The organism is Tsukamurella asaccharolytica, assembly GCF_007858435.1.
GTDB lineage: Bacteria > Actinomycetota > Actinomycetes > Mycobacteriales > Mycobacteriaceae > Tsukamurella > Tsukamurella asaccharolytica.
Window position 1 is genome coordinate 1 of record NZ_VIGW01000017.1, and the last position, 24661, is coordinate 24661.

The window sequence follows — 24661 nt, forward strand, 5'->3', positions numbered from 1 at the left end:
GTTCTGCTCGATGCCGAGGACACGGGTCGGCACGTCGACGTCCGCGCGCTGCAGCGCCGCGGTCACGGCCGCCCCGATGCCGCCGGCGACGCCGTTGTCCTCGAGGGTCACGACGAGGTGGTGCGTGGGAACCGATCGGGAGGCCGGTGCGTCCAATGAGTATGGACCCTGATGTCGGGTTGTTCGGATCGTCGGACGGCGATGCCCACGGCCCTGGCCTGGCAGCCGGGGGCGGACGTATGGAACCGGCAGGCCGGTGAGGCTCCGCCGCGGCAGCCGGGTGAGGCGTCGCACACGGGGCAGCACGCAAGCCATCCGGGCGCCGATACTCAGGGGTGGCAGCAGGGCTGGCAGCCCGGGCCCGACCCCGATCGCTGGCCCGGCCCGGATCCGCAGAACCCGGGTCGCCCGGGCGGGCAGCAACCGCCGCAGAACTGAATCGATCGGACCTACCCGCCGGCCGGCTCGCGTGCACCGCGGGCCGGCCGGCGTGGCGTTCCCGGGTGGCGCGCGGGCCTACGCGGGGCGGGGCGCCGCCTCCTCGGGATCGATCAGCCGGCCGTTCTTCATCAGCTCGGGATCGGTGCAGGAAGCGAGGTCGAAGCAGCAGGGGCGGCGCTTGCCGGAGCGCAGCTTCGAGATCGTCACGTCCACGCGCTTCGCCCGCGTCGCGGGGCTCTTCGTGGCGCCGATCCAGCGCACCCACTCCCACCGGGCCATCGGCGTGATGTCGGTCCACACCTCGGCGGTGTCGGGGGCGTCGTCGAGGGCGGACCGCAGGTCGTCGGGCACCGTCGGCTCCGGCCAGTCCTTGGTCGGCAGGAGTTCCAGCGCGACCTCGTCGCCGGCCTCGACGGGGGTGTCGTCGAGGGCGATCCAGTGCCCCTTGCGCCCGTCGGGCTCGACGACGGTGCGGAAGTCCCCACCGTCGAGGGTGCCGGTGACGGCGACCTGCCCCCGCGACGGGAGTGCGGCGCTCGCGTCGCCGGGCAGCAGGACGAGGGTGCGCTCGCCGCGTCGTTCGGCGGTGCCGGTGAAGCGAACGGCGCTGGCGCTGCGGGTGGTCATGGTGCTCTCCTCGCGGTGATACTGGGTTGCTCATCGAGAATACGAGCCTCGGGCCGCGGAGGCTTCCGTCTCCCGTAGATGATTTGTTGCACTCATGAGTGAAACCGGCAGCGGACCGTCGAACCAGGTCACGGAACCGGGCTGCGGTCCGAACTCGACGCTCGTCCCGCGGATGTACTAACCGGTAGGTATCGTTCACGCAACTGGGAGATCCCCGGGTCCCGTCGAGTTGGAGAACAATAGCCGTGAAGATGAAGCGTTTCGCGCTCGCCCTGGTCGTACCCGTCGCCCTCGCCTCGGGCGTCGCCGCGTGTGGCTCGAGCTCCGGTGGCGACACCATCAGCATCGGCGTGACCGACGGTGCCCAGGCATTCTGGAACGTCTACAAGGATCTCGCCAAGGAGCAGGGCATCGACGTGGAGCTGAGGAACTTCAGCGACTACCAGCAGCCCAATGCCGCGCTCAACGACGGTGACCTGCAGATCAACGAGTACCAGCACCTGCAGTTCCTGGCCGAGTACAACGCCAAGAACAACACCGAGCTGGTGCCGATCGGTGCCACCGCGATCTACCCGCTGCCGCTGTACTCGAAGAGGCACAAGTCGGTCGCCGAGATCCCGCAGGGCGGCACCGTCGTGGTCCCCGACGACCCGACCAACCAGTCGCGCGCGCTCGGCGTGCTCTCCTCCGCCGGCCTGATCAAGCTCAAGGGCGAGGTCAACCGGCAGGTGACCCCGGCCGATATCGACACCGCCGCCTCGAAGGTCACGGTCAAGCCGGTGGACGCCAACCAGACCGCACTCAGCCTGGACAGCGTCGACGGCGCCGTGGTCAACAACGACCCCGCCGAGAACGCCAAGCTCGGCAAGGACCTCATCCTCGCCAAGGATGATCCGGCGAGCCCGCAGTCGCAGCCGTTCATCAACGCCTTCGTCGTGCGCAAGGCCGACAAGGACAACGCGACCTACCTCAAGCTGGCCGCGCTGTACAAGGATCAGAAGGTGCTCGACCAGCTCAAGAAGGACAAGGGTGATTCGTTCATCCTGGTCGACAAGCCCGCCGCCGAGCTGCAGAGCCTGACCGAGTCGCTGCAGCAGCAGGTCAAGGCCAACGGCCCCAAGTGAGCGATAGCGCCCCGGCCCGGGTGGCGATCGAGTTCCGCGACGCCACCCGGGATTTCGGCACGACCAAGGCTCTCGACGGCGTCAGCTTCGCGATCCCGGAGGGGTCCATCACCGGCGTGATCGGCCAATCCGGCGCCGGCAAGTCCACGCTGATCCGGACCATCAACGGCCTGGAGTCGACCACGTCCGGCGAGGTGCGCGTGCTCGACACCGTGGTGGGCACGCTCGGCGAACGGGATCTGCGGAAGCTGCGTGCGCAGGTGGGCATGATCTTCCAGCGCTTCAACCTCATGGAGTCGCGCACCGTCGCGGGGAACGTGGAGTACCCGCTCACGCTCGGCGGCATGTCGAAGGCCGAGCGGCGCACGCGCGTCGCGGAACTGCTCGACTTCGTCGGCATCGGCGACAAGGCGAAGCAGTACCCGAACAAGCTCTCCGGCGGGCAGAGCCAGCGCGTCGGCATCGCCCGCGCGCTGGCCCGGAACCCGAAGATCCTGCTCGCCGACGAGGCCACCAGCGCTCTCGACCCCGGCACCACCAGCGAGGTCCTCGACCTCCTGCTGCGGGTCAACCAGGAGTTCGGCACCACCATCGTCGTGATCACCCACGAGATGGACGTCATCCGGCGGATCTGCGACACCGTCGCCGTCCTCGACCAGGGCAGGCTCGTCGACTACGGGCCGGTGTACGACGTCTTCGCCGCGTCCACGTCGGCCGCGACCACGTCGCTCATCCACGCGGCCGTCGGCGACGACGTGAGCCCGGAGACCCTGCAGCGCCTGCACGCGGCTCGCCCCGGCACCGTCGTCACCGTCGACGTGCGCGACGAACCCGACGCGCTCGACGCGGCGGAGGTCTTCGCCACGCACGGCACCGCGGCGCGCGTCCTTTACGGCGGCGTCGCGGAGGTCGGCGGTCGCCCGTTCGGCTCGCTGACGTACTCGGTGACGGGCGACGAGGCGGCGATCGCCGCGGCCGTCGCCCAGCTCGGATCCCTCGCGCACGTCAAGGACCCGCAGACCGGTCAGGAGATCGACCGATGACCTACCCGACCTTCCTGGGCGACGTCTTCCCGCCCGGCACCCAGGACGTCTTCGTCGATGCCATCGGCGAGACCGTCCGCCTCGTCGGCATCACGATGATCGTCGGCGGCCTGCTGGGGCTCGTCTACGGCACGCTGCTCTACGCCACCCGGCCGGGCAACCTGCTCGCGAACCGGGCCGTGTTCTCCGTGCTCAACGTACTGGTCAACATCATCCGGCCCATCCCCTTCATCATCTTCATCACGGCGATCGCCCCGATCACCAAGGAGGTGATCGGCACCCGGATCGGCGTGGAGGCCGCGGCCTTCGCGATGACGGTGATGGCGACCTTCGTGATCGGCCGCGTCGTCGAGCAGAACCTCGTGAGCGTCGATCCCGGCGTGGTCGAGGCGGCGCGGTCGATGGGGGCGAGCAAGGTCCGCACGCTCGCCACCGTCGTGATCCCGGAGGGGCTCGCGCCGCTGACGCTCGGCTACACGTTCATGTTCGTCGCGGTCGTCGACATGTCGGCCATGGCCGGGTACGTCGGTGGCGGCGGCCTCGGCGACTTCGCGCGACAGTACGGCTACCAGCAGAACAACTGGCAGCTGACGCTGGTGGTGATCGTCGTCCTCATCGTCGTGGTGCAGATCGCGCAGTTCTTCGGCAACTGGCTCAGCCGTCGGCTGCAGCACCGTGACTGAAGCCGGCACGCTCACCTCGCCCGCGGCGGTACCGAACCGGCGCAGACAGGTCCTCACCGGGTCGGTGGGGCACCTCGTCGAGTACTTCGACTGGAGCGCGTACTCGTTCCTCGCGATCTACTTCTCGCGCCAGTTCTTCCCGGGCGACGCCGAATCGGTCGTGCCGCTGCTCGCGACGTTCACCGTGTTCGCCGTCGGCTTCCTCGCGCGACCGGTCGGCGGCATCCTCATGGGCAGGATGGCCGACCGGTACGGGCGCAGGCCCACGCTGGCCCTCGGCGTCGCGATGATGGGGCTGGGCAGCCTCCTCATCGGCGTCGCGCCGGCGTATGCGCAGGTGGGTGTTCTCGCCCCGGTGATCCTCGTGGTCGCTCGGCTGATCCAGGGACTCTCGACCGGCGGAGAGCTCTCGACCGCGACGGCGTTCCTCGTCGAATCGGCGCCGGCGGACCGTCGGGGCGCGTACGGGAGCATCATCAACGTCGGCTCGAGCCTCGGCAAGGTGCTGTGCCTGCTGGCCATCACGCTGTTGGTCGGGACCATCGGCGCGGATGCGATGGCGGACTGGGCGTGGCGGGTCCCGTTCCTCCTCGGCGCGGTGCTCGCGGTCGTCGCCTGGTGGATCCGGCGCAGCGCCGCGGAGACGCTGCCCCACGCCGGTGAACCCGCCGTGGCTAACCCGTACCGGGAGATCCTGCGCGACCATCGCCGGGACTTCGCGCGCGCCTTCGTGCTCGCCTCGACCACCGCCGCGGTGTTCTACGCCTGGAGCACCTTCGTGCCCACGTGGGCGGTACTCACCCAGGGACTGAACAAGGAGAGCGCAGTGACGATCTCGGCGATCGCCTTCGTCGTGTACGGGCTCCTGCAGATCCCGCTGGGCGTGCTCTCGGACCGGATCGGCCGCAAGCCGATGATGTACGCCTTCCTCGTCAGCGGGGCCGTGGCGACGGTCCCGCTGTTCCTCGCCCTGTCCGATCGGATACTCACGGTGCTGGCCGTGCAGTGCGCCGGCATGGCGATCACCGCCCTGATGATGGCCAGTCTGGGCACCGCGCTCGCGGAGATGTTCCCGGCGCGGATCCGCGTGCTCGCCACGGGGACCGCCTTCGCCATCGCGACCGCGATCTTCGGCGGCACGGTCCCCGCGATCGGCACCGCGCTGCACGAGCGCGGACTCGACCACGCGTTCCCGATCTACCTGGCGGTGCTGCACCTCGTCGCGCTGCCCGTGGCGTTCCGCTGCCGCGAGACCGCGCACACCCCACTTCCCGATTGAACGACGTTCTGGAGCGCCTCACCTGCGATTCTCCTCTCCAAAACATCGTTCAATCGCGGCTGGCGGGGCGGGGGCGTCCTAGGGTGGGGGGATGAGCGAGGTTCTGACGGAGTACGAGACGTACCTGCGGCTCGAACGCGGCCGCAGTGAGCACACCGTGCGGGCCTACCTCGCCGACGTGACGGCGCTCCTCGCCTTCGCCGCGGAGCGCGGGGTGTCGGCCGACCGTCTCGACCTGGTGACGCTGCGAGCCTGGCTGGGGGAGCGCGCCGCCGCCGGTGCCGCCCGCACCACCCTCGCGCGCCAGGCCTCCTCCGCCCGCACCTACACCGCGTGGGCGGCCCGACGGGGCCACCTCGACGGCGATCCCGGCGTGCGGCTCACAGCGCCGCGCGCGCACCGCACCCTGCCCGCCGTCCTCTCGTCCGACGACGCCGGCCAAGCGCTGCGCAACGCCGCCTCCGGCGCCGCGGAGGGCGACCCGATCGCCGTCCGCGACCTCGCGCTCGCGGAGATCCTGTACGCCACCGGGATCCGGGTGAGCGAGCTGTGCGGCCTCGACCTGGGCTCGGTCGACCACGGCCGGCGCGTGCTCACCGTGATCGGTAAGGGGAACAAGGAACGAACGGTGCCCTTCGGCGCGCCCGCTGCGGCCGCCCTTCGGCGCTGGCTCGACGAGGCGCGGCCCGCGCTGGTGACCGAGCGGTCCGGGAAGGCCCTGTTCCTCGGTGCCCGCGGCGGGCGGCTCGACCCGCGGCAGGCGCGGACCGTCGTGCACCAGGTCACGGGGTCAGTGCCGGGCGGGCGCGAGGTCGCCCCGCACGCGCTGCGGCACACCGCCGCGACACATCTGCTCGACGGTGGCGCCGACCTGCGCGTCGTGCAGGAGCTGCTCGGCCACTCCTCGCTGGCGACCACCCAGCTCTACACGCACGTCTCGGTCGCCCGGCTGCGGGCCGCGCACGAGCAGGCGCACCCGCGGGCGTAGACGCTAGTCCCGCCAGCCGCGTTCGAAGGGCAGGCGCCAGGCGTTCGGGGCGATCAGCTGGTGGATCGAGTTCGGTCCCCATGAGCCAGGCTCGTAGGAGCGCACCGGCGGCGGGTCGTCGAGCAGGGGGATCGAGCGTTCCCACAGCGATTCGATGCCCTCGGCCGTGGTGAAGAGGGTGTGGTCGCCGTTGATCGCGTCGAGGATGAGGCGCTCGTAGGCCTCGAGCACGTCGTCGGCCTGCTCGGTGTCCTCGGTGGAGAACTGCATCGAGAGCTTCGACAGCCGCATACCCGGGCCCGGACGCTTGCCGTAGAACGAGAGCGACACCTTGGACTCGTCGGCGAGGTCGAAGGTGAGGTGGTCCGGACCCTGCTGGCCGATGCCGGAGCCGGCCGGGAACATCGACTTCGGCGCCTCCTTGAAGGCGATCGAGATGATCCGCATGCCCTGGGCCATCTTCTTGCCGGTGCGCAGGTAGAAGGGCACGCCGGCCCAGCGCCAGTTGTCGATCCGCGCCCTGAGCGCGATGAAGGTCTCCGTGTCGGACTCCGGGTCGACGCCCTTCTCCTGGCGGTAGCCCGCGTACTGGCCGCGGATCACGTCGTCGGGGCGGATCGGCTCCAGGGAGCGGAAGACCTTGTTCTTCTCCTCCGAGATCGCGCGCGGCTCCAGCGCGGTCGGCGGCTCCATCGCGACGAAGGCCATCACCTGGAACAGGTGCGTGACCACCATGTCCTTGTACGCCCCGGTGGGCTCGTAGAAGGCCGCGCGGGCGTCGAGCCCCAACGATTCGGGGATGTCGATCTGCACGTGGTCGATGAAGTTGCGGTTCCAGATCGGCTCGAACAGCCCGTTGGCGAAGCGGAACGCCAGGATGTTCTGCGCCGCCTCCTTGCCGAGGAAGTGATCGATGCGGAAGATCTGCTTCTCTTTGAAGGTCTTGTGCACCTCGTCGTTGAGGGCCAGAGCCGATTCGAGGTCCTCACCGAAGGGCTTCTCCATGATGACCCGCGATCGATCCACGAGGCCGGCCTGATTCAACGTCTCGATCACCTTGGTCGCCGCCTTGGGGGGAACGCTGAGGTAGTAGAGGCGGCGCACCCGTTCGCGATCGCCGCCGGCGTCGGCGTCGGCGAGCTCCTGTTCCTTCGCCGCGACGGCCTCGGCGAGCGCCGCCGGGCCCGCCGAGGTGTTGACGTAGGAGAGCTTGGGTGCGAATTGATCCCACTGCTCGGGCGTCAGCTTGCGCGCGCCGAGTTCGTCGATCGCCTTCTTGGCGAAGGCGCGGAACTCGTCGTCGGTCATGTCGTCGAGGCTGGTACCGATGACCCGCATGTCCGGGGCCAGCCCGGAGACGGTGAGGTAGCCGAGGCCGCACAGCAGCTTGCGCCGCGAGAGGTCGCCGGTGGCGCCGAACAGCACCACCAGCGTGGGATCGTGCTGAGGCGCCGTACGGGAGCGTCGCGTCGAGCCGCTGGGGTACGCGATCGTCTGTGCCTCCTGAAGCCGTTCCGCCTTCGTCTCGTCTGTGGTCGATTCTGGCGTGCTCGCGTCCGTCACGGAAGGAATCGTCGCATTCTCCGACGGTCCGCGCGCGGTAGCACGGGGAATGCGACCGATTCATCCCGCGCCGTCCGGCAACAGCCGCACCGGTGCCGCGCCCACGAGCAGCAGGGGATTGAAGTACTCGGCGGAGTGGCCGGCGCCGCGGCGCAGACCCCAGTGCAGGCACGCCGCCGCCGCCGGGCAACCCTCGTGGCCCGCGGCGACGCGGCCGAGCGGCGAACCGATCTCGACCACGTCGCCCGCGCGGACCGCCGGCTCGTCGATCGGCTCGTAGGTGGTGAGCAGGCCGTTGGGGTGCAGCACCGAGATCACGACGCGGTCGTCCACCCGGCCCACGTGGTGCACCCGCCCGGACCCGGCGGCGTACACGGTCTGCCCCGGCGCCGCGGCGAGGTCGGCGCCGCGGTGACCCGGCTGCCAGCGCTGCTCCGGGTTCGTGAAGGGCCGGGCGACCGCGGGCCGCGGGTCCAGCGGCCAGTCGTAGTCCCCGCCCGCCCGCGCGGGCGCGGCACCGACGAGGGCGAGGACGAGAAGGACCAGGGTGGTCCCGTAGCTGGTGCGCATGTCCCGACGGTGCCGCACGGCACCGTCGGCAACCGGTCCGGAACGGCCTGCCTGTGGAGAAAATCGGCCCATCCACAGGCCCGCGGCGATTTCCCTGTTCGGGCCGTGAGCCGACGGAGCTGCGGTGTACGGTGCGGCCCACCTCAGCGAGCAACGCTGTGTTCGGTCTGAGCTCGCGGCGATGCTGACCGGCTCCCACCGGTTCTGCGCCGACGCACCCTGCATGCAGGGTGCGCTCGCGCATTTCGGGTGCGGCACCTAGCGGTTCGGGTGTAGCTGGGCAAGTCGGGTGTGAGGTGCGAGCAGGGTGGGTGTGCCCACGGCGGGCGACGCGTCACCGTGCGCGCAGGTCACGCGGGCCGCCGCCCAGCGCGTCCGCCGCGACCTGCAGCACCGGCGCGAGGACAGGGGCGCGCAGGATCCAGCCGGCGACGGCCCAGCCCAGCCCGAGGTGCTCGAGACCGCGGCCGATTGCGGCGAGGCCCGACGCCGTGCCGGTGCCGTCCGGGCGGGTGGGTGAGCCAGCCGTTCATCCACCGCGTCAGGAGGCTGCCGATCACGCACACCACGATGAGTGCCAGCATCGTCAGGACGGCGGGCCGCCGGCTCAGCGGCACCGCAGGCGGGACATCCTCCGCCCCGGTGGGGTCCGCCGCGTCGCGCGGTTCCTCCGGGTCGGCCGGACCGGGTGACGAGGGAGTGCTCACTCGCCCTCGTCATGCTTGCGGGCCGATTGACGGCGCCACTCGTCGATCTTGCGGCCGACGCCGGCCGCGACGTCGGTCACGCCCTGCCCGACCGTGTTGACGGCCGAGGAACCGAAGTCGCGCAGCGTGGTGATCAGCGGGTCGGCGGAGGCGTCGAAGCCGTCCTTGTAGGTGCGGGCCGCGGTGCGGAACTGGTCAGCGGTGCCGGCGCGGTCGTCGTCGGTGCGCCGCGGGTAGTCACCGCCGACGATGCGCCCGTACTCGCCGCGTTCCACCCAGCGGTTCAGGTCCGCGGCGCGCAGCACGGAGAACGGGTGCGACTGCAGCTCCAGGTTGAGGAGTTTGAGTACGCCGTCGCGCAGGTCGCCGGTGCGCTCGTACTCGGCGGCCTGGGCGAGGAAGCGCTGCGTGTCCATCTCGCCGAGCCGGGTGCCGCCCGCGGTCTTCATGTGCACGCGCATCGCGACGTCCGGGTCCTGCACGCACAGCAGGCCGGCCCGGTCGCCCGACAGTTCGGACTTGCGTTGCCACTCCATGAGTGCAGCGACGAGCGCACGCAGCGCCCAGCCGCCGATGGGGATCAGGCCGAACGTGCCCGCGAGCCGCATGAGGTGCATGAGCATCGTGCGGTACACGGCGTGGCCGGAGAGGGCGTGACCGAGCTCGTGCCCGATCACGAACCGCTTCTCCTCCTCGTCGAGCAGGTCCAACAGGCCGGTGTTGATCACGATGAAGGGCTTGTCGATCCCGATGGTCATGGCGTTCACCGTGGGGCTCTGCACCACGAACAGCTCGGGGACGACGTCCGTGTCGAGCACGCGCGCGCAGTCGACGAGCATCGCGTGCAGGTCGCGGAACTGGCGATCGTCCGCGCGCACGCCCGACGCGAGGAACAGGAGCCGGTGCTGGCGCTCGCGCAGCAGCGCCGAGATCGCCTTGAGGACGGTGTCGAAGCCCTTGAGGCCGCGCAGGGCGACGAGCGCGGCGCGATCGGCGGGATGCTCCCACGCGCGCGTACTGATTCCAGGTAGCGAACGGTATGTTCGAGAGACTGAATCGGTCATGTGAGTCACGTTACCGGCTCGGGCTTGGCGCTCGCTTGGACAGAGCGAAGGACACCGCCGCCCCCGCCGCGCACAGGACCATGACCGAGCCGAGCACGATCGGGGCCCCGCCGATTCCGGCGAACAGGGCCGCGACCCCGCCGAGCGTCATGCGCGCAGCGCCGAGGGCCGCGGAGGCGGTGCCGGCCAGGTCCCCGTGGTCCTCGAGAGCGAGGGCGGCCACCGTCGGCATCACGAGGCCGAGGCTCGAGACCGTGAGGAAGAGGGAGGCGATCACCAGCGGAGGCTGCGCGACGGCCAGCGAGGCCAGCGAGGCGACCGCGCCGATCACCATGCCCGCCAGCCCGACCCGCACCAGTGTCGCCACGGGCACACGGCCCACCAGCCGCCCGCCGATCAGATTGGTGGCGAGCAGGCCCACCGCGTTGACGGCGAAGACCACGCTGAACGCCGATTCGGAGTAGCCGTAGTGACTCTGGAAGACGAAGGCCGAGGTGGAGATGTAGGCGAACATCGCGGCGAAGGCCAGGCCGCCCGTCAGCGTCAGAGCGACGAAGCGGCGGTCCCGGGCGAGCAGGCGGAAGCCGCGCGCGACCGACCCCCAGCCCACAGGTCGACGGTCCGCCTTCGGCAGCGTCTCCGGCACCTTGGCGGCTGCGATCGCGAGCAGCGCCACGCCGAGCACGGCCAGCACCACGAACAGGCCGCGCCAGTCCATGAAGCGCAGCAGCTGCGCGCCCGCGAGCGGCGCGACGATCGGTGCCACGCCGCCGACGGCCATGAGTGCGGAGATCATCCGGGCGGCGGCGACACCGTCGAACAGGTCCCGGACGATGGCCAGGCTCAGCACGATCCCCGCTGCGCCGGCTGCGCCCTGCAGCAGGCGCGCGACGTCGAGCAGGTACACCGACGGGGCGACCGCGCACAGCAGCGAGCTGACGACGAACAGCGCCATGCCGACGATCATCGGGCGCCGCCGGCCGATCGAATCCGACAGCGGCCCCACGAAGATCTGCCCGGCGGCCAGCCCGATCAGGCACGCGGTCAGCGTCGCCTGGATCGCCGGCTGCGAGGCCTCGAGGTCCGCGGCGGCGGCGGGCAGCGCGGGGAGGTAGAGGTCGGTCGTGATGGGACCGAACGCCGACAGCGAGCCCAGGATCAGGGCCAGTCGCAGGTTTCCTCGGGAGTCCGAGCGGGGTTGTGACACCCGTCAATCCAACAGCAGGTGCACCGTCGGGGCGAAATCGGACGCGAGGAGCAGGGCATCGTCGGGCGCGGCCCTGCACTGTACGTCCGACGCGGGTGCCGGTGGGAGCCTTGCGCTCAGCATGAGTGAAAGGGAACACCGGCCGCCGGCCCGGCGTTGGAGCCCAGCATGTCGTCTGTGGAATCTCCGTCCCGCGTGCCCGCGTTGCTGAAGAACTTCGGCTTCCAGATCGTCGTCGGCCTCGTCGCCGGTGTGGTGCTGGGTTTGATCGCACGGAACATGGCGCCCGCCGCCGACGGCAACGTGAACTGGCTGATCGGCACGCTCAAGACCATCGGTTCCAGCTACGTCAAGCTGCTCACCGTGGCCGTGGTGCCGCTCGTGGTGACCGCCGTCATCGCGTCGATCGCCAACCTCCGCAACGTCACCAACGCCGCGCGGCTGGCGGGAAAGACGCTGCTCTGGTTCGCCATCACCGCCTTCATCTCGGTGATCATCGGCATCATCCTCGGACTGGTGCTGCAGCCCGGCGCGCACACGACGGTCACCGGGGAGGGGAAGGCACCGTCGAGCACCGGCTCCTGGTGGGCCTTCATCACCGGCCTCGTCCCGTCGAACTTCCTCGGCCTGCAGGCCAAGGCCTCCGAGGGGTCCGTTTCGCTCAGCTTCAACGTGCTGCAGGTGCTCGTGGTCGCCGCGGCGATCGGCATCGCCGCGCTCAAGGTGGGGGAGAAGGCGGAGCCCTTCATCGCCTTCAACGCCTCCCTGCTGGCGGTCATCCAGAAGGTGCTGTGGTGGATCATCCGCCTGGCCCCGATCGGCACCGCCGCGCTCATCGGTACCGCTGTCGCGACGTACGGCTGGGACGCCATCGGCTCGCTCGGCGTGTTCACGGGCGCGATCTATCTGGGCCTGCTGATCGTGGGACTCGTCGTGTACCCATTGATCATCCGGGCCCACGGACTCTCGGTGAAGCAGTTCTTCAGCGGCGTCTGGCCGGCGACACAGCTCGGCTTCGTCACCCGAAGCTCGATCGGCACGCTGCCCGTCACCGAGCGCGTCACGGAGCGGAACCTGGGCGTGCCGCGCGAGTACGCCTCGTTCGCCGTGCCGCTCGGCGCGACCACCAAGATGGACGGCTGCGCGGCGATCTATCCCGCGATCGCGGCGATCTTCGTGGCCCAGTTCTTCAACCTCCCGCTCGGGATCACCGACTACCTGCTCATCGTGATCGTCTCGGTGATCGGCTCCGCCGCCACCGCGGGCACCACCGGCGCGACCGTCATGCTGACGCTCACCCTGTCCACCCTCGGGCTGCCGCTGGCCGGCGTGGGCCTGTTGCTGGCCGTGGATCCGATCGTCGACATGGGTCGCACCGCGCTCAACGTCACCGGGCAGGCGCTGGTCCCGACCATCGTCGCCAAGCAGGAGGGCATCCTCGACGAGGACGCCTACAACGCGCCGCGCAAGGACGTCTACGCCGACGAGTCGGCGGAACTCGCGGCCGCCGCGAAAGTCTAGCTATCGACGTGCCGGTGGTTGCCTTGCGCCTGCCCCCGCACCGACTCAGCGTCGTAGTAGCTCAATTCGATCGTTCGGGCGGGCTGGAATATCTCCCCTCAGCTATTCAGTCGAACACTCCTGTGTGTGAACGACGTTTACTCCGAGTACCTTTCGGATCGTGTCTCGTACATTTGGCGAGAAATCATCGAGGTCATTGGAAACAAGTACCTGATCTTCCGCGTCGAGTGCTGCGCCGAGAACTGCTTGATCCTTGTTGTTGCGAGGTATCAACTTTCGAATTCGGCTTCGGTTTGCCTGATTCGGCCGTTCGGCAAAAACTACTCGCCCTGTGAGGAGGCACATTGTGAACAGCTGAAGGGGTGCTCCCATCGGTTGAAGAGTGGCCCGGTACTCAGCAAAAAGCAAACTAGTCTTGGGGTCGGGCTTCGATTTTCCCGTGTTATCAACAACCCACAATGTTGATGAGCCGCGCATCCATTCAAGGATGCATTTCGCGCTGTCATGGTGCTCGAAGGTGGAGTTTTCAGCGTGGCTGAGAACGTTGGTGTCGAGAACGATATCGTGGCCGCAGAGTTTTCCTATCTCCATCAGGCACCTGCTCGAACGGACTGGGCCGCTGCCAGGTAGAAGGCCTCGTCTAGTTGATCCTCAAAAAACCCTTCAGGCCAGTCCGCGCGCGATATTTCGCCGAGTTCGCCAAGTGGTACTCGGCGAATATTCGTTTCGGAGCCGCGCGCCTCTACGAAGTACACGGCGACGTCCTCTGCCGCGATCTTGCCTTCGGCGATTCTTCGTCGCAACCGAAGGAGGACATGCTCGCTATGCGTCTCAACGAGAACGCGTACGCCGGCCACAGCCTTGGAGATTAGGAAATCAGCGACAATTGACTGCTGTGCAGGGTTGAGGTGGATTTCTGGCTGCTGTGCAATCATCGTTCCGCCGGGCTTGCTAATCGATCCCTGCACGAGCAGTGGAATTACCTGTGAAAGTCCTACGCCCGTGTCGGCAAGGTTAACGGTCAACCCCGATGGGGTCTCCAGGAGAGCTTGAAAGTACTCGGGGCCGACTTCATCGAACTTGAGTTTGCCGTACTTCAGGCGGTTGAGCCACTCGTTAACTTCCTCTGAACTGCCTTGGTCTGAGTGGCGAAATAGGAGTTCCGGGGCGTTCTCCCCTGAAACCCCGATCTCGACTGGAGGTTCAGCGCCGAGTCGGTAGGTTCTTTGCGGTAGTGACCGAAGGGGGCCCAGGTATGAGATTGACCGGAGGAAGTCGACAAGCGAGTAGTTAGCTGCTGTTTGGACATCGAATACGGTGTATGCAGAGTTGTACCAATCGCGCACGGACTCCCATCGGATTGGATCCTCTCGGATTTTCTGAGGTAGGAACAGTCCTCCGTTGCTGGTAAAAAGGAAGCCGTGGGGCTGCTCTTCGCGGAATTGTCGTCGGACCGCAGTGATCTCGCGGTACGGACGGCCGGTTGATTTTCTCGTTGGTAGAAGCGGAGATGAGAAGGTGAATGAACTATCGGGGGATCGTCTTGAGCGTGTTATGAGTGCTTCACCGGCCGCGTCTTCGACTCTCTGTCGGCTGACGAATGCGTCGATTCCATTCGCGCTCTGAAAACCGATCTCCACATCAGTAGGTTGTCTTCGGACTCCAAATTTGCTAACCAGGTCGGGATTCAGGGACATTCTAAAAGTAACTGTTCCATCGGACGCGTGATTGCTTACGTAGTCGGTGAAAGGGCCGACGTCCACAAGAGATCCGCGCCCCAGTAGGGCCGTCTTATGATCGCGAGCTTCGAGCGTTTGTTTGAGCAATAGCAATGGAGCGTAAGTTGACGACTTCCCGACGTTATTCTTGCCGATCAACAATGTAATATTCGGCAAGGCGAATCTTGTTCGTGAGGTGAACCCTCTGAAGCCCGACCATTCGAGTGTTTGTAAGTCCATTGCGCCCCCACGGTTTGGATTGCTGCTCATCGACGTCACCTTAGCGAACTCGCATCTATACTAAGTGATTAGAGTCGGTGGGTGTAGATGGACTGGGCTCTAGTCTCAATCGGATTGCTCCACAGGGTGCGCAGCGCGTCGTTCGACGCCTCCGGGGCCTGAGTATTCGGACAGTAGCCGTGCACTCGCAGGCGGTGGCCCTGATCCGCTCAGCGACCGCGTTGGCGCGAGGCGGGAGCGGTTTCGCCCGCGTACCGTCGGTACTCGTCGGATGCGCCATCCCCGGCGTCCGGTGATCAGAAGTAGCTAGCCACGGCGCGATGACGCCGTGCAGGAAGATCGCGGGCGTCGCGACCCGGCGGTCTGGATCTGTGGGCTGCCAGGTGGTGACGTGGACCGGTGGGGACATCGCTGCTTCTCTGCGGTCCGCTCAGGCGGGTGCGAACGGCAGCGGGGGGCGGCCCTCCCAGATCCGGCGCGAGCGCTCCTCCGGATAGGGCGCCGTCGTCGGCGGATCGTCCAGGAGTCGGGTGGTTCGGTGCTCGGCGTCGTAGCGGGGCCAGCCGGGATCGCCGGTGGCGCAGAACCGAACCCATGCGCCGAGCAGTTCGTCCGACAAGGCGCGCACCGCGGGCGCGGGATCGTCGCCGAAGAACATGCGTCCCGTCGGGCAGTCCAGGGTCCCGAACGCGAGGGGGACGTCGATGCTATGTCCGGCGCCGAACGCCTCGGTCTCCCAGCGGATCTCGAACAGGTAGGTGGCGCCGTCGGCCGCGGTGTTGGCCTCCGCGAGGAGCACCGTCGGCATCCGGAAGGTGGCGTCCGAGTACACGATCTCCACCATCTCGTCGGCCGTCGCGTCGGGGTACGCGGCACGGTACTCGGCGGGGTCGTCGGGCGCGAACGCCTCCAGCGCGGTGGCCGCATCGGCCTCCATGAAGCTGCCGCGGACGCCCATCATCACGCTGAAGAGCCGGAACTCGTCGCGCATGTGCCCGGCGAGCAGGTCGATGCCCGCGGCGTTCCCGTCGGTCAAGGCCTGCCACGGGGTCTGCGGCAGCAGGTCCCCGTCGATGACCGGGCAGACGACGATCCCGAGGTGGGCGAGGCGCCCCCACCGTTCCTTGTGCGCGGGGGAGTCGGCGCAAAGGGCGGTGACCTCCTCGGCGAGGCGCTGCGGCGGTACGTCAGCGAAGCCCGCCGCGGTGGGCGCGACGCCGAGGCGGTCGGCGAGCGCGGCCGTGACCTCCTTCGCCAGCGCGGGGGTGATGTTCAGGCCGGGGACCGAGTGGGTGATGGCCCGCCGGAACAGCGGCCGCGCCGCCGGGATGGTGAGCAGGGCGGCGACGGATCCCGCACCACCCGAGGTGCCGGCGATGGTGACCGCCTCGGGGTCTCCACCGAACGCCGCGATGTTCCGCCGGATCCACTCGAGCGCGGCGATCTGGTCGAGCAAGCCCCGGTTCGACGGTGCGCCGTCCAGCAGCGCGAAGCCCTCGGCGCCCATGCGGCACTGGACGATCACGACCACGAGGCCCTCGGCCGACAGGGCGGTCGGATCGAACATGGGATCCGCCGCGGTGCCGGCCATGTAGCCCCCGCAGGAGATCCACACCAGGACCGGCAGCCCGGACCGCGCGGGGGCGGGAGTGCACACCGTGACGGTGAGCCAGTTCGCATCGTCCGTGGCCTCCGCCTTGGGGCCGGGCCCGGATTGCGGCGGCGGGGGACCGAACTCGGTGGCGGGGCGGGTCCCGTCCCAGTGGGGGACGGGCTCCGGCGCCGCGAAGCGCAGCGCCCCGACGGGCGGCTGTGCGTACGGGATGCCGCGGAAGATCGCGGTGCCTCCGACGTGTTCGCCCTCGACGACGCCCTCCGCCGTCCTGATCCGCGGTCGCTGCTGCATATCTGCTCCTCCGGTCTCGGCGTGTCCTCGCCCCGAGGTTATCAGCCAGTTGTATTATTTCAGTCGTATTGAAATACCCGGGGAGGATTCGCCGTGCCGAAACAGGTTGATCACCAGGAGCGCCGGCAGGAGATCACCCGCGCGCTGTGGCGGGTGGTGGACGCGTCCGGCATCCTCCGGCTGAGCCTGCGCGAGGTGGCGAAGGAGGCCGGAATGTCGCACGGCCAGGTGCAGCACTACTTCGCCTCGCGGCAGGAGCTGCTCGCCTTTGCGATGGACTTCGCCGCGGAGCAGACCGGGGCGCGTGTGGCGGACGGGCTGGCGCGTCTCGGAGTGGATCCGCACCCGCGCGACGTGCTGCGCCTGGTGCTGGTCGAAATGCTCCCGCTGCACCCGGATTCGCGCGCGACCAGCCGCATGAACGCCGCCTACGTCCTCGAGGCGCTGCATGACGAGGAGATTCGTTCTCGCACCCGCGAGGGGATGGTCCGGGGGCGCGCGCAGGTCGAGGAGCTCGTCGCTGCCGCGATCGCCGACGGCCGGATCGCGGCGGACCGCGCACCGTCGACCGAGACGGACCGGCTGCTCGCGCTGACCGGCCTGACGCCCCTGCTGGAACTGCAGGTGATCGCGCCGGCCGACGCGCTCGCCGCGATCGACCGCCACCTCGACGACCTGTTCATGCGCTGAGCGCCGCCGCTTCTTTGCGATGAGATCACCTGTAGGTAAAAAAGAGTCGCCGATGCCGCACCATCGGTTGACACTCCCTTTATTGTTGCTCGCATGTCTGACCTGCTGGCCACCCTGAATGAGTACGTGTGGAGTCCCGCCCTGATCTACCTGTGCCTCGGGGTCGGCGTCTACTTCTCGATCCGCTCGAGGCTGGTGCAGGTGCGCCAGATCCCCGCCATGCTGGGGCAGCTGATACACGGCGAGAAGTCCGCGTCGGGGGTGAGCTCCTTCCAGGCCCTGGCGATGTCGCTGGCCGGCCGTGTCGGCACCGGCAACATCGCCGGTGTCGCCACCGCGATCGCCTTCGGCGGTCCGGGCGCGGTGCTGTGGATGTGGGTGATGGCCTTCCTCGGCGCGTCGACCTCCTACGTCGAGTGCACGCTGGGCCAGATCTACAAGGAGCGCGACCGGCTCACCGGCGAGTACCGCGGCGGCCCGGCCTACTACTTCCGCCGGGCCCTGGCGAACGGCAAGTACGCGGTGGTCGGCAACGTCTACGGACTGCTCTTCGCCGCGGTCACCGTCCTCGCGTGCGGCCTCCTCATGCCGATGGTCCAGGCGAACTCCATGGCCGTCGCGATGGAGAGCGCCTGGGGTATCGAGCCCTGGGTCGCCGCCCTCGGCACCGTCATCGTGTTGGCCTTCGTCATCATCGGCGGCGTCAAGCGAATCGCGACCTTCGCCTCGGTCGTGGTGCCCTTCATGGCGATCCTCTACATCGCGGCGGCCCTGATCATCATGGTGTTCAACGCCGACGCGATCCCCGGCGTCATCGAACTGATCGTCCGGGAGGCCTTCGACCTGTCGGCTGGCTTCGGTGCGCTCGTCGGCACCGCCGTCATGTGGGGCGTCAAGCGCGGCGTCTACTCCAACGAGGCCGGGCAGGGCACCGGCCCGCACGCCGCAGCGGCCGCTGAGGTCAGTCACCCCGCCAAGCAGGGCCTCGCGCAGGCCTTCGCCGTGTACGTCGACACCCTGTTCGTCTGCTCCGCCACCGCGTTCATCATCCTCAGCACTGGTGCCTACCGGGTGTTCGAGGGCGACTCGGCGTCCGGCCGCGTGCTCGCCGATGGCGGCGCGCTCGTCGGCGACCCGGAGGTGGGGCCCGCGTACGCGCAGCAGGGCTTCGACACGGTTTTCAACGGCTCCGGCGCCAGCTTCATCGCGATCTCGCTCGCCTTCTTCTGCTTCACCACGATCGTCGCCTACTACTACATGGCGGAGACGAACCTGCGCTTCCTGATGGGGCGCTTCGCCGTTGTCGTGATCCCGGTGATCAATTCCGCGCTGGGCCGGGTACTCACGATGCTGCTGCAGATGCTGATCCTGGCCTCGGTCGCGATCGGCGCGGTCTCCACCGCCAAGGACGCGTGGGCGATGGGCGACCTCGGCGTCGGCCTCATGGCCTGGCTCAACATCATCGGCATCCTGGTGCTCCAGAACGCGGCCTTCAAGACCCTGCGCGACTTCGAGCGCCAGCAGAAGCTCGGCGTCGACCCGCAGTTCGACCCGACGCCGCTCGGCATCGTCAACGCCACGTTCTGGGAGGAGCGCGCCGCGTCCCGGCGGACAGACCCCGTCGACGCCTGACGGGGCGCGGCACCGTCGACCTGCGGAATCCCGGCGATTTCGCAGGTCGACGCTGCGGGCGTACACTTGCCCTTGCGCTCCGTCCCGATGGCGGAGTGACTACGCGTGTTCCCCTGGCGCCCCCCTGGGCGTGTCGTGCAGCGCGGTCTCCTTCGATGAAGGAGTGCAGCACGACGGAACACCAGGACACCGCGCATCGCCTCTCGCTCGCTGACCAGCGGAAACGAGGGCCGTCGCGGCGTGTACAACTGCAACTACGAAAGAGGCATCATGGCTGTCGTCACCATGAAGCAGCTGCTGGACAGCGGCGCGCACTTCGGTCATCAGACCCGTCGGTGGAACCCGAAGATGAAGCGTTTCATCTTCACCGACCGCAACGGCATCTACATCATCGATCTGCAGCAGACGCTGACCTACATCGACAAGGCCTACGAGTTCGTCAAGGAGACGGTCGCCCACGGTGGCACCGTCCTCTTCGTCGGCACCAAGAAGCAGGCCCAGGAGTCGATCGCCGAAGAGGCCACCCGCGTCGGCATGCCCTACGTGAACCAGCGCTGGCTGGGCGGCATGCTCACCAACTTCCAGACGGTCCACAAGCGCCTTCAGCGGATGAAGGAGCTCGAGACCATGGAGCAGACCGGTGGCTTCGACGGTCGCACCAAGAAGGAAATCCTCATGCTCACGCGTGAGAAGAACAAGCTCGAGCGCACCCTCGGTGGTATCCGCGACATGGCCAAGGTCCCCTCGGCCATCTGGGTCGTGGACACCAACAAGGAGCACATCGCCGTGGGCGAGGCCCGCAAGCTGGGCATCCCGGTCATCGCGATCCTCGACACCAACTGCGATCCCGACCTCGTCGACTACCCGATCCCGGGCAACGACGACGCGATCCGCTCCGCCGCGCTGCTGACCAAGGTCGTGGCTTCGGCCGTGGCCGAGGGTGTGCAGGCCCGTGCGGGTGTCGCCACCGGCGACGCCAAGCCCGAGGCCGGCGCCGGCGAGCCCCTCGCCGAGTGGGAGCAGGAGCTGCTGGAGTCCGCCACCGTCGGTGCCGAGGCCCCCGCGGCCGAGGCCGCTGCGACCGAGGCTCCCGCCACCCCCGAGACCCCGGAAGCCTGATCGTTTCCGGTCGCACGACCTTCCCTTCTTAGATAGGAGCCGCATACATGGCGAACTACACCGCCGCTGACGTCAAGCGTCTCCGCGACCTCACCGGGTCGGGGATGATGGACTGCAAGAACGCCCTCACCGAGACCGACGGCGATTTCGACAAGGCCGTCGAGGTGCTGCGCATCAAGGGCGCGAAGGACGTCGGCAAGCGCGCCGGTCGTTCCACCGCCGAGGGCCTCGTGGCCGCCAAGGACGGCGTGCTCATCGAGCTCAACTCCGAAACGGACTTCGTCGCGAAGAACGAGGAGTTCCAGCAGCTCGCCGATGCGATCGTCGCCGCCGCTGCCGCGTCGGACGCCGCCACCGTCGAGGCCGTCCTCGAGCTGCCGCTCGAGAACGAGACCGTCGCGTCGCGCATCGAGGCCGCCTCGGCCAAGCTGGGCGAGAAGCTCGTGCTGCGCCGCATCGCGCGCTACGACGGCCCCGTCGCCGTCTACCTGCACAAGCGCAGCTCGGACCTGCCGCCCGCCGTGGGCGTGCTGGTTTCGTTCTCGGGCGAGGGCGACGCCGCCGCCGAGGCCGCTCGCGGCGCCGGCATGCAGGTCGCCGCGCTCAAGGCGAAGTACGCCAGCCGGGACGAGGTTCCGGCCGACGTCATCGAGAACGAGCGTCGCATCGCCGAGGAGACCGCGCGCGCCGAGGGCAAGCCGGAGCAGGCGCTGCCGAAGATCGTCGAGGGCAAGACCGTGGCCTACTACAAGGACACCGTCCTTCCCGACCAGCCGTCGGTGACCGACAACAAGAAGTCGGTCCAGCAGGTGCTGGACGAGGCCGGCGTGAAGGTCAACGCCTTCACCCGCTTCGAGGTCGGCCAGGAGTAACTCCTCCGATCCTCACGCACGAGGCCCGCACCGATCCGTCGGAGCGGGCCTCGTCGTCTCTCTGCCCCGGAATTGAACACCGTTTCCGTCCACCGCGACCCGCGGATTCGCGGTCCGAAACAGTGTTCAATTGCGGGGCGGGGGTGGGCGTGCGGATTTCTTCAAGCTCGACGGTGGCGGTGCCTGCGAGGCTTGAGGCATGAACAGCACACGCACTGACACGAACATCTGGCCCGGACTCACCTACGACGACGCGCTCGCCGCGCGCGAATGGTTGCGGCGCCTCGGCTTCGAGGAGGGAATCCTGGTCGAGGGTGACGGGGAGGGCGAGGTCGTCCACTCCGAGATGCTCTGGCCCGACGGTGGCCGGGTCATGGTCCACTCCGCCTGCAAGCAGGACAAGACCTTCTCCGTCCCGACGGGCAGCGGCAGCGTCTACGTAGTGGTCACCGACCCCGACGCCGTCTACGCCCGCGCGACGGACCTCGGCGCCCGTCTGGTGCGAGACATGGCGGAGGAGGACTATGGCTCCAGGGGATTCTCCGTCGCCGACCCGGAGGGCAATACGTGGAGTTTCGGTACCTACGCGGGGTGACGGCGCCCGGTATCGCCCGCGCCACCGCCTACGACATCGGCGTCGTCGTCCCGGGCACCCATCTCGCCGTCCCCTCGCCGACGCTGACGATGATCATCGACCTCGGGCACGGCCTGGAGCTGACGGGGCCGGGCCTGGCCGAGCGCACGACCTTCCGGCTGTGCCTCTCGGGAATGCATCCGACGCCCTATGTCGTGCACCACGACGGGCTGCAGCGCGGCGTCCAGGTGGACGTGCGGCCGAGCCTCGTCCGGGCCCTCACCGGCGCCCCCGCGGCCGAGCTCGGGGGAGAGGCCGTCGAACTCGACGACCTGGTGCCGGGGCTCGCCGCCGAGTTGTACGGCCGTACCGCGGGCGCGCCCGCCGGCGACCGGGAGTCGGTCGCGGCGGCGGTCCTGGCGCGGTACGCCACGTCGGGCCGCGAGGTGCAGCCCGACGCCGCGGCGGCGTGGGCCCACCTCGCCGCCCGCGCAGGACGGGTGACCGTCGCCGAACTCGTCGAGCGGTCCGGATGGTCGGCCCGGTACCTGGCGATGAAGTTCACCGCCGAGTTCGGCATGGGGATCAAACAGGCGGCCCGCCTGATGCGGTTCGACGCCGCGCGCCGCGCACTCGAGGCGGGGGAGTGCCCCGCCGACGTGGCCGCAGGGGCCGGCTACGCCGACCAGGCGCACCTGAGCCGCGAGGTCCGCGCTTTCGTCGGCCACTCGCCCTCGGCGTACCTCGCGCTTCGCAGGAGCGAATTCGCGCCTGTGTAGTGTCGCGGGGTGTCCCGGATCCGGCGTGCGATCGCCTTCGCTCTCGTGGCGTGCCTCGTGCTCGCCGTCGTCGGGGCGTCGACGGCCATCGGCGGGGGCAGCGGCTACGTGCACCACCAGACCAACGGCGAGAGCTACATCCCGGACCTTCCGGGCGGCGCCCAGTACGTCTCCCTGGGGGATAGTTACGCCGCCTCCGGCTCCCACGCCAAGGTGCGGCCGATGGACCTGTGCGCCCGCAACGGCGACGACCTCGGCCACGTCCTCGCGCAGCGGCTGCAGCCCTACTCCTTCACCGACCGGGCGTGCTCGGGCGCCACGCTCGACGACCTCACCCAGCCCTCGCCCAAGCCCAACACCTCCCCGCAGCTGTACGGCGTCGGGCCGTTCACGCGGCTCGTCACGGTGATCATCGGCGCGAACTCCCTGGGCTTCGGCAACATCGTCGTGCACTGCCTCGGCGAACCCGACGAGCGCTGCGCCGCCGCCGCCAACCAGGACCTTCCCGGCTCGCAGGGCTGGAACTTCGTGCGCGCGCAGTACGCCGCCACCGTCGACGCCATCAAGCGCGCGGCCGCGCCCGACGTGCGGGTCGTCCTCGTCGGCTACCTCCCGTTGTTCCCGCTCGACGGTCCGCTCGACCGCGCCTGCCTCGAGCGGGCCGGGATCCCCGAGGAGAACGTCGGCCACTGGCGTACCTGGTACCGCAGCCTCGACCGGCTCATCCGCGAGGTGGCGGCGGACCGTCAGGTGATGTACGTCCAGCCCCCGATGGACCGCACCGCCTGCGAACCGGATCCGTACGTGCGGCTGGGCGGGATCAAGCTCAAGGACCAGGAGCCCGAGGCCAACGGTTTGCACCCGACGGTCGCCGGACAGCGTGCGTTGGGCAACCTGATCGAGGACCGGCTCCGAGGAACTGCGCCGCCCGCATAGGATGGTCGTCGTGACGGACACGGCCCAGGGACAGCAGACGGATCAGGACGCGGAGCAACAGGCGCGGCACGGCTACAAGCGCGTGCTGCTCAAGCTGGGCGGCGAGATGTTCGGCGGTGGCGAGGTGGGACTCGATCCCGACGTGGTGACGACGGTGGCGCAGCAGATCGCGGAGGTCGCGCGCAGCGGCCACGAGATCGCCGTGGTCATCGGCGGAGGCAACTTCTTCCGCGGCGCGGAACTGCAGAACCGCGGCATGGACCGCGCCCGCTCGGACTACATGGGCATGCTCGGCACAGTGATGAACTGCCTCGCCCTGCAGGACTTCCTGCAGAAGGAGGGCGTCGACACCCGCGTGCAGACGGCCATCACCATGGGGCAGGTCGCCGAGCCGTACCTTCCCTTGCGCGCCAAGCGGCACCTCGAGAAGGGCCGCGTCGTGATCTTCGGTGCCGGCATGGGCATGCCCTACTTCTCGACCGACACCACCGCCGCGCAGCGCGCGCTGGAGATCGGCGCCGAGGTCGTGCTCATGGCGAAGGCCGTCGACGGTGTGTACGACAGCGACCCGCGCACCAACCCCCAGGCGGAGCTCTTCGACGAGATCACGCACCGCGAGGCGCTCGAGAAGGGCCTCAAGGTGGCCGACGCGACCGCGTTCAGCCTCTGCATGGACAACAAGATGCCGATGCTGGTGTTCAATCTCCTGGAGGAGGGGAACATCGCCCGCGCCGTCGCGGGGGAGAAGATCGGCACCCTCGTCCGGCCGTGATGCCGGACCCGACCACTCAATTCGTAGTAAAGGACGTGTGACGCAAGTGATCGACGAAACGCTCTTCGACGCCGAGGAGAAGATGGAGAAGGCCGTCTCGGTGGCCCGGGAGGACTTCCAGTCGATCCGCACCGGTCGCGCGAACCCGGCGATGTTCTCCAAGGTGGTCGTGGACTACTACGGCTCGCCGACCCCGATCACCCAGATCAGCTCGATCACGACGCCGGAGGCGCGGCTCGTGGTGATCAAGCCCTACGAGGCGAATCAGCTCGGCAACATCGAGACGGCGATCCGCAACTCCGACCTGGGCGTCAACCCCACCAACGACGGCCAGCTGATCCGCGTGGGCATCCCGCAGCTCACCGAGGAGCGCCGCAAGGAGCTCGTCAAGCAGGTCAAGGGCAAGGGCGAGGACGCCAAGGTCTCGATCCGCAACGTCCGGCGCAAGGCTAACGATCAGCTCGCGAAGATCGTCAAGGACGGCGACGCAGGCGAGGACGAGGTGGCCCGCGCCGAGAAGGAACTCGACAAGACGACGGCGAAGTACGTCGCCCAGATCGAGGACCTCGTGGCGCGCAAGGAAGCCGATCTGATGGAGGTCTAGCC

Annotated in this window: 25 protein-coding genes; 17 read left to right on the plus strand and 8 right to left on the minus strand. The window is 68.7% G+C overall.

Translation table 11 applies throughout. The features are described from left to right. Positions 1-201 precede the first annotated feature (201 nt). Positions 202-438, plus strand: coding sequence for a hypothetical protein (locus FK529_RS18270; protein WP_146563911.1), 237 nt, complete (start codon positions 202-204; stop codon positions 436-438). A gap of 78 nt (positions 439-516) precedes the next feature. Here FK529_RS18270 and FK529_RS18275 read toward each other — a convergent pair whose 3' ends face one another. Beyond that, positions 517-1068, minus strand: coding sequence for a YdeI/OmpD-associated family protein (locus FK529_RS18275; RefSeq protein WP_146563913.1), 552 nt, complete (start codon positions 1066-1068; stop codon positions 517-519). A gap of 251 nt (positions 1069-1319) precedes the next feature. Between FK529_RS18275 and FK529_RS18280 the strand changes: the two genes are divergently transcribed. The 5 genes from FK529_RS18280 (at position 1320) to FK529_RS18300 (ending at position 6185) form a co-directional block, all read left to right on the plus strand. Next, entirely contained in the window at positions 1320-2192 is an 873-nt protein-coding gene (locus FK529_RS18280; RefSeq protein WP_146563915.1) for a MetQ/NlpA family ABC transporter substrate-binding protein, read from the plus strand. After that, on the plus strand, positions 2189-3235 hold the full coding sequence (locus tag FK529_RS18285; RefSeq protein ID WP_146563917.1) for a methionine ABC transporter ATP-binding protein: 1047 nt from the start codon (positions 2189-2191) through the stop codon (positions 3233-3235). Before FK529_RS18280 ends, FK529_RS18285 begins: the two co-directional genes overlap by 4 nt. Further along, positions 3232-3918, plus strand: a complete 687-nt coding sequence (locus FK529_RS18290) for a methionine ABC transporter permease (protein WP_146563919.1) — start codon at positions 3232-3234, stop codon at positions 3916-3918. The genes FK529_RS18285 and FK529_RS18290 overlap by 4 nt, the downstream gene beginning before the upstream one ends. Beyond that, the gene (locus tag FK529_RS18295) at positions 3911-5197 is read left to right on the plus strand and encodes an MFS transporter (RefSeq protein ID WP_146563921.1); all 1287 of its coding nucleotides are present in this window, start codon (positions 3911-3913) and stop codon (positions 5195-5197) included. Before FK529_RS18290 ends, FK529_RS18295 begins: the two co-directional genes overlap by 8 nt. A gap of 91 nt (positions 5198-5288) precedes the next feature. After that, the gene (locus FK529_RS18300) at positions 5289-6185 is read left to right on the plus strand and encodes a tyrosine recombinase XerC (protein ID WP_146563923.1); all 897 of its coding nucleotides are present in this window, start codon (positions 5289-5291) and stop codon (positions 6183-6185) included. Between the two features lie 3 nt (positions 6186-6188). Here FK529_RS18300 and zwf read toward each other — a convergent pair whose 3' ends face one another. Together zwf and FK529_RS18310 are read right to left on the minus strand one after the other, a co-directional pair. Continuing rightward, the gene (zwf, locus tag FK529_RS18305; RefSeq protein ID WP_166436437.1) at positions 6189-7748 is read right to left on the minus strand and encodes a glucose-6-phosphate dehydrogenase; all 1560 of its coding nucleotides are present in this window, start codon (positions 7746-7748) and stop codon (positions 6189-6191) included. Between the two features lie 60 nt (positions 7749-7808). Beyond that, positions 7809-8318: a M23 family metallopeptidase gene (locus FK529_RS18310; RefSeq protein WP_146563925.1), complete on the minus strand. Its 510-nt coding sequence runs from the start codon at positions 8316-8318 to the stop codon at positions 7809-7811. A 307-nt stretch (positions 8319-8625) separates the two neighbouring features. Here FK529_RS18310 and FK529_RS18315 point away from each other — a divergent pair, with 307 nt between their 5' ends. After that, positions 8626-8838: a hypothetical protein gene (locus FK529_RS18315; RefSeq protein WP_146563927.1), complete on the plus strand. Its 213-nt coding sequence runs from the start codon at positions 8626-8628 to the stop codon at positions 8836-8838. A 183-nt stretch (positions 8839-9021) separates the two neighbouring features. Here FK529_RS18315 and FK529_RS18320 read toward each other — a convergent pair whose 3' ends face one another. Both FK529_RS18320 and FK529_RS18325 read right to left on the minus strand, forming a co-directional pair. Beyond that, a complete protein-coding gene (locus tag FK529_RS18320) occupies positions 9022-10089 on the minus strand; it encodes a M48 family metallopeptidase (protein WP_146563929.1) in 1068 nt (355 codons plus the stop codon). A gap of 10 nt (positions 10090-10099) precedes the next feature. Next, positions 10100-11296 (minus strand): multidrug effflux MFS transporter, encoded by a 1197-nt coding sequence (locus FK529_RS18325; RefSeq protein ID WP_146563931.1) that lies wholly within the window; start codon positions 11294-11296, stop codon positions 10100-10102. 168 nt (positions 11297-11464) lie between these two features. Here FK529_RS18325 and FK529_RS18330 point away from each other — a divergent pair, with 168 nt between their 5' ends. Next, positions 11465-12817 carry a dicarboxylate/amino acid:cation symporter gene (locus tag FK529_RS18330; protein ID WP_146563934.1) on the plus strand — a complete coding sequence of 451 codons (1353 nt, stop codon included), beginning with the start codon at positions 11465-11467 and terminating at the stop codon, positions 12815-12817. Positions 12818-12919: 102 nt separating this feature from the next. On the opposite strand, the gene FK529_RS18335 is transcribed toward FK529_RS18330, so the two are convergent. From FK529_RS18335 to FK529_RS18345, 3 genes are all read right to left on the minus strand, one after another. Beyond that, the gene (locus tag FK529_RS18335; RefSeq protein ID WP_146563936.1) at positions 12920-13408 is read right to left on the minus strand and encodes a type II toxin-antitoxin system VapC family toxin; all 489 of its coding nucleotides are present in this window, start codon (positions 13406-13408) and stop codon (positions 12920-12922) included. Further along, the gene (locus FK529_RS18340) at positions 13408-14805 is read right to left on the minus strand and encodes an AAA family ATPase (RefSeq protein ID WP_146563938.1); all 1398 of its coding nucleotides are present in this window, start codon (positions 14803-14805) and stop codon (positions 13408-13410) included. Before FK529_RS18340 ends, FK529_RS18335 begins: the two co-directional genes overlap by 1 nt. Positions 14806-15205: 400 nt before the next feature. Continuing rightward, complete coding sequence (locus FK529_RS18345) at positions 15206-16681, minus strand: carboxylesterase/lipase family protein (RefSeq protein WP_146563940.1); 1476 nt, start codon at positions 16679-16681, stop codon at positions 15206-15208. Between the two features lie 93 nt (positions 16682-16774). Between FK529_RS18345 and FK529_RS18350 the strand changes: the two genes are divergently transcribed. From FK529_RS18350 to frr, 9 genes are all read left to right on the plus strand, one after another. Continuing rightward, positions 16775-17371 carry a TetR/AcrR family transcriptional regulator gene (locus FK529_RS18350; RefSeq protein ID WP_146563942.1) on the plus strand — a complete coding sequence of 199 codons (597 nt, stop codon included), beginning with the start codon at positions 16775-16777 and terminating at the stop codon, positions 17369-17371. Between the two features lie 93 nt (positions 17372-17464). After that, complete coding sequence (locus tag FK529_RS18355; protein WP_146563944.1) at positions 17465-19003, plus strand: alanine/glycine:cation symporter family protein; 1539 nt, start codon at positions 17465-17467, stop codon at positions 19001-19003. A 270-nt stretch (positions 19004-19273) separates the two neighbouring features. Next, complete coding sequence (gene rpsB, locus FK529_RS18360) at positions 19274-20122, plus strand: 30S ribosomal protein S2 (RefSeq protein ID WP_146563946.1); 849 nt, start codon at positions 19274-19276, stop codon at positions 20120-20122. A 47-nt stretch (positions 20123-20169) separates the two neighbouring features. After that, a complete protein-coding gene (gene tsf / locus FK529_RS18365) occupies positions 20170-20994 on the plus strand; it encodes a translation elongation factor Ts (protein ID WP_146563948.1) in 825 nt (274 codons plus the stop codon). 199 nt (positions 20995-21193) lie between these two features. Then, positions 21194-21589, plus strand: a complete 396-nt coding sequence (locus tag FK529_RS18370; protein WP_146563950.1) for a VOC family protein — start codon at positions 21194-21196, stop codon at positions 21587-21589. Next, positions 21586-22347 (plus strand): helix-turn-helix domain-containing protein, encoded by a 762-nt coding sequence (locus tag FK529_RS18375; RefSeq protein ID WP_231703171.1) that lies wholly within the window; start codon positions 21586-21588, stop codon positions 22345-22347. Before FK529_RS18370 ends, FK529_RS18375 begins: the two co-directional genes overlap by 4 nt. A 9-nt stretch (positions 22348-22356) precedes the next feature. Next, positions 22357-23283, plus strand: a complete 927-nt coding sequence (locus FK529_RS18380) for an SGNH/GDSL hydrolase family protein (RefSeq protein WP_146563954.1) — start codon at positions 22357-22359, stop codon at positions 23281-23283. A gap of 1 nt (position 23284) precedes the next feature. After that, positions 23285-24055 (plus strand): UMP kinase, encoded by a 771-nt coding sequence (gene pyrH, locus FK529_RS18385; protein WP_193559729.1) that lies wholly within the window; start codon positions 23285-23287, stop codon positions 24053-24055. Positions 24056-24101: 46 nt separating this feature from the next. Beyond that, positions 24102-24659 carry a ribosome recycling factor gene (frr, locus tag FK529_RS18390; protein WP_126198995.1) on the plus strand — a complete coding sequence of 186 codons (558 nt, stop codon included), beginning with the start codon at positions 24102-24104 and terminating at the stop codon, positions 24657-24659. Positions 24660-24661: the final 2 nt, after the last annotated feature.

Excerpts from the sequence above, each read along its gene's own strand:
- FK529_RS18270 (WP_146563911.1), top strand. The coding sequence starts at position 202 with ATGCCCACGGCCCTGGCCTGGCAGCCGGGGGCGGACGTATGGAACCGG.
- FK529_RS18275 (WP_146563913.1), bottom strand. The coding sequence starts at position 1,068 with ATGACCACCCGCAGCGCCAGCGCCGTTCGCTTCACCGGCACCGCCGAA.
- FK529_RS18280 (WP_146563915.1), top strand. The coding sequence starts at position 1,320 with ATGAAGCGTTTCGCGCTCGCCCTGGTCGTACCCGTCGCCCTCGCCTCG.
- FK529_RS18290 (WP_146563919.1), top strand. The coding sequence starts at position 3,232 with ATGACCTACCCGACCTTCCTGGGCGACGTCTTCCCGCCCGGCACCCAG.
- FK529_RS18300 (WP_146563923.1), top strand. The coding sequence starts at position 5,289 with ATGAGCGAGGTTCTGACGGAGTACGAGACGTACCTGCGGCTCGAACGC.
- FK529_RS18310 (WP_146563925.1), bottom strand. The coding sequence starts at position 8,318 with ATGCGCACCAGCTACGGGACCACCCTGGTCCTTCTCGTCCTCGCCCTC.
- FK529_RS18320 (WP_146563929.1), bottom strand. The coding sequence starts at position 10,089 with ATGACCGATTCAGTCTCTCGAACATACCGTTCGCTACCTGGAATCAGT.
- FK529_RS18330 (WP_146563934.1), top strand. The coding sequence starts at position 11,465 with ATGTCGTCTGTGGAATCTCCGTCCCGCGTGCCCGCGTTGCTGAAGAAC.
- FK529_RS18335 (WP_146563936.1), bottom strand. The coding sequence starts at position 13,408 with ATGGAGATAGGAAAACTCTGCGGCCACGATATCGTTCTCGACACCAAC.
- FK529_RS18340 (WP_146563938.1), bottom strand. The coding sequence starts at position 14,805 with ATGAGCAGCAATCCAAACCGTGGGGGCGCAATGGACTTACAAACACTC.
- FK529_RS18345 (WP_146563940.1), bottom strand. The coding sequence starts at position 16,681 with ATGCAGCAGCGACCGCGGATCAGGACGGCGGAGGGCGTCGTCGAGGGC.
- FK529_RS18355 (WP_146563944.1), top strand. The coding sequence starts at position 17,465 with ATGTCTGACCTGCTGGCCACCCTGAATGAGTACGTGTGGAGTCCCGCC.
- rpsB (WP_146563946.1), top strand. The coding sequence starts at position 19,274 with ATGGCTGTCGTCACCATGAAGCAGCTGCTGGACAGCGGCGCGCACTTC.
- tsf (WP_146563948.1), top strand. The coding sequence starts at position 20,170 with ATGGCGAACTACACCGCCGCTGACGTCAAGCGTCTCCGCGACCTCACC.
- FK529_RS18370 (WP_146563950.1), top strand. The coding sequence starts at position 21,194 with ATGAACAGCACACGCACTGACACGAACATCTGGCCCGGACTCACCTAC.
- pyrH (WP_193559729.1), top strand. The coding sequence starts at position 23,285 with ATGGTCGTCGTGACGGACACGGCCCAGGGACAGCAGACGGATCAGGAC.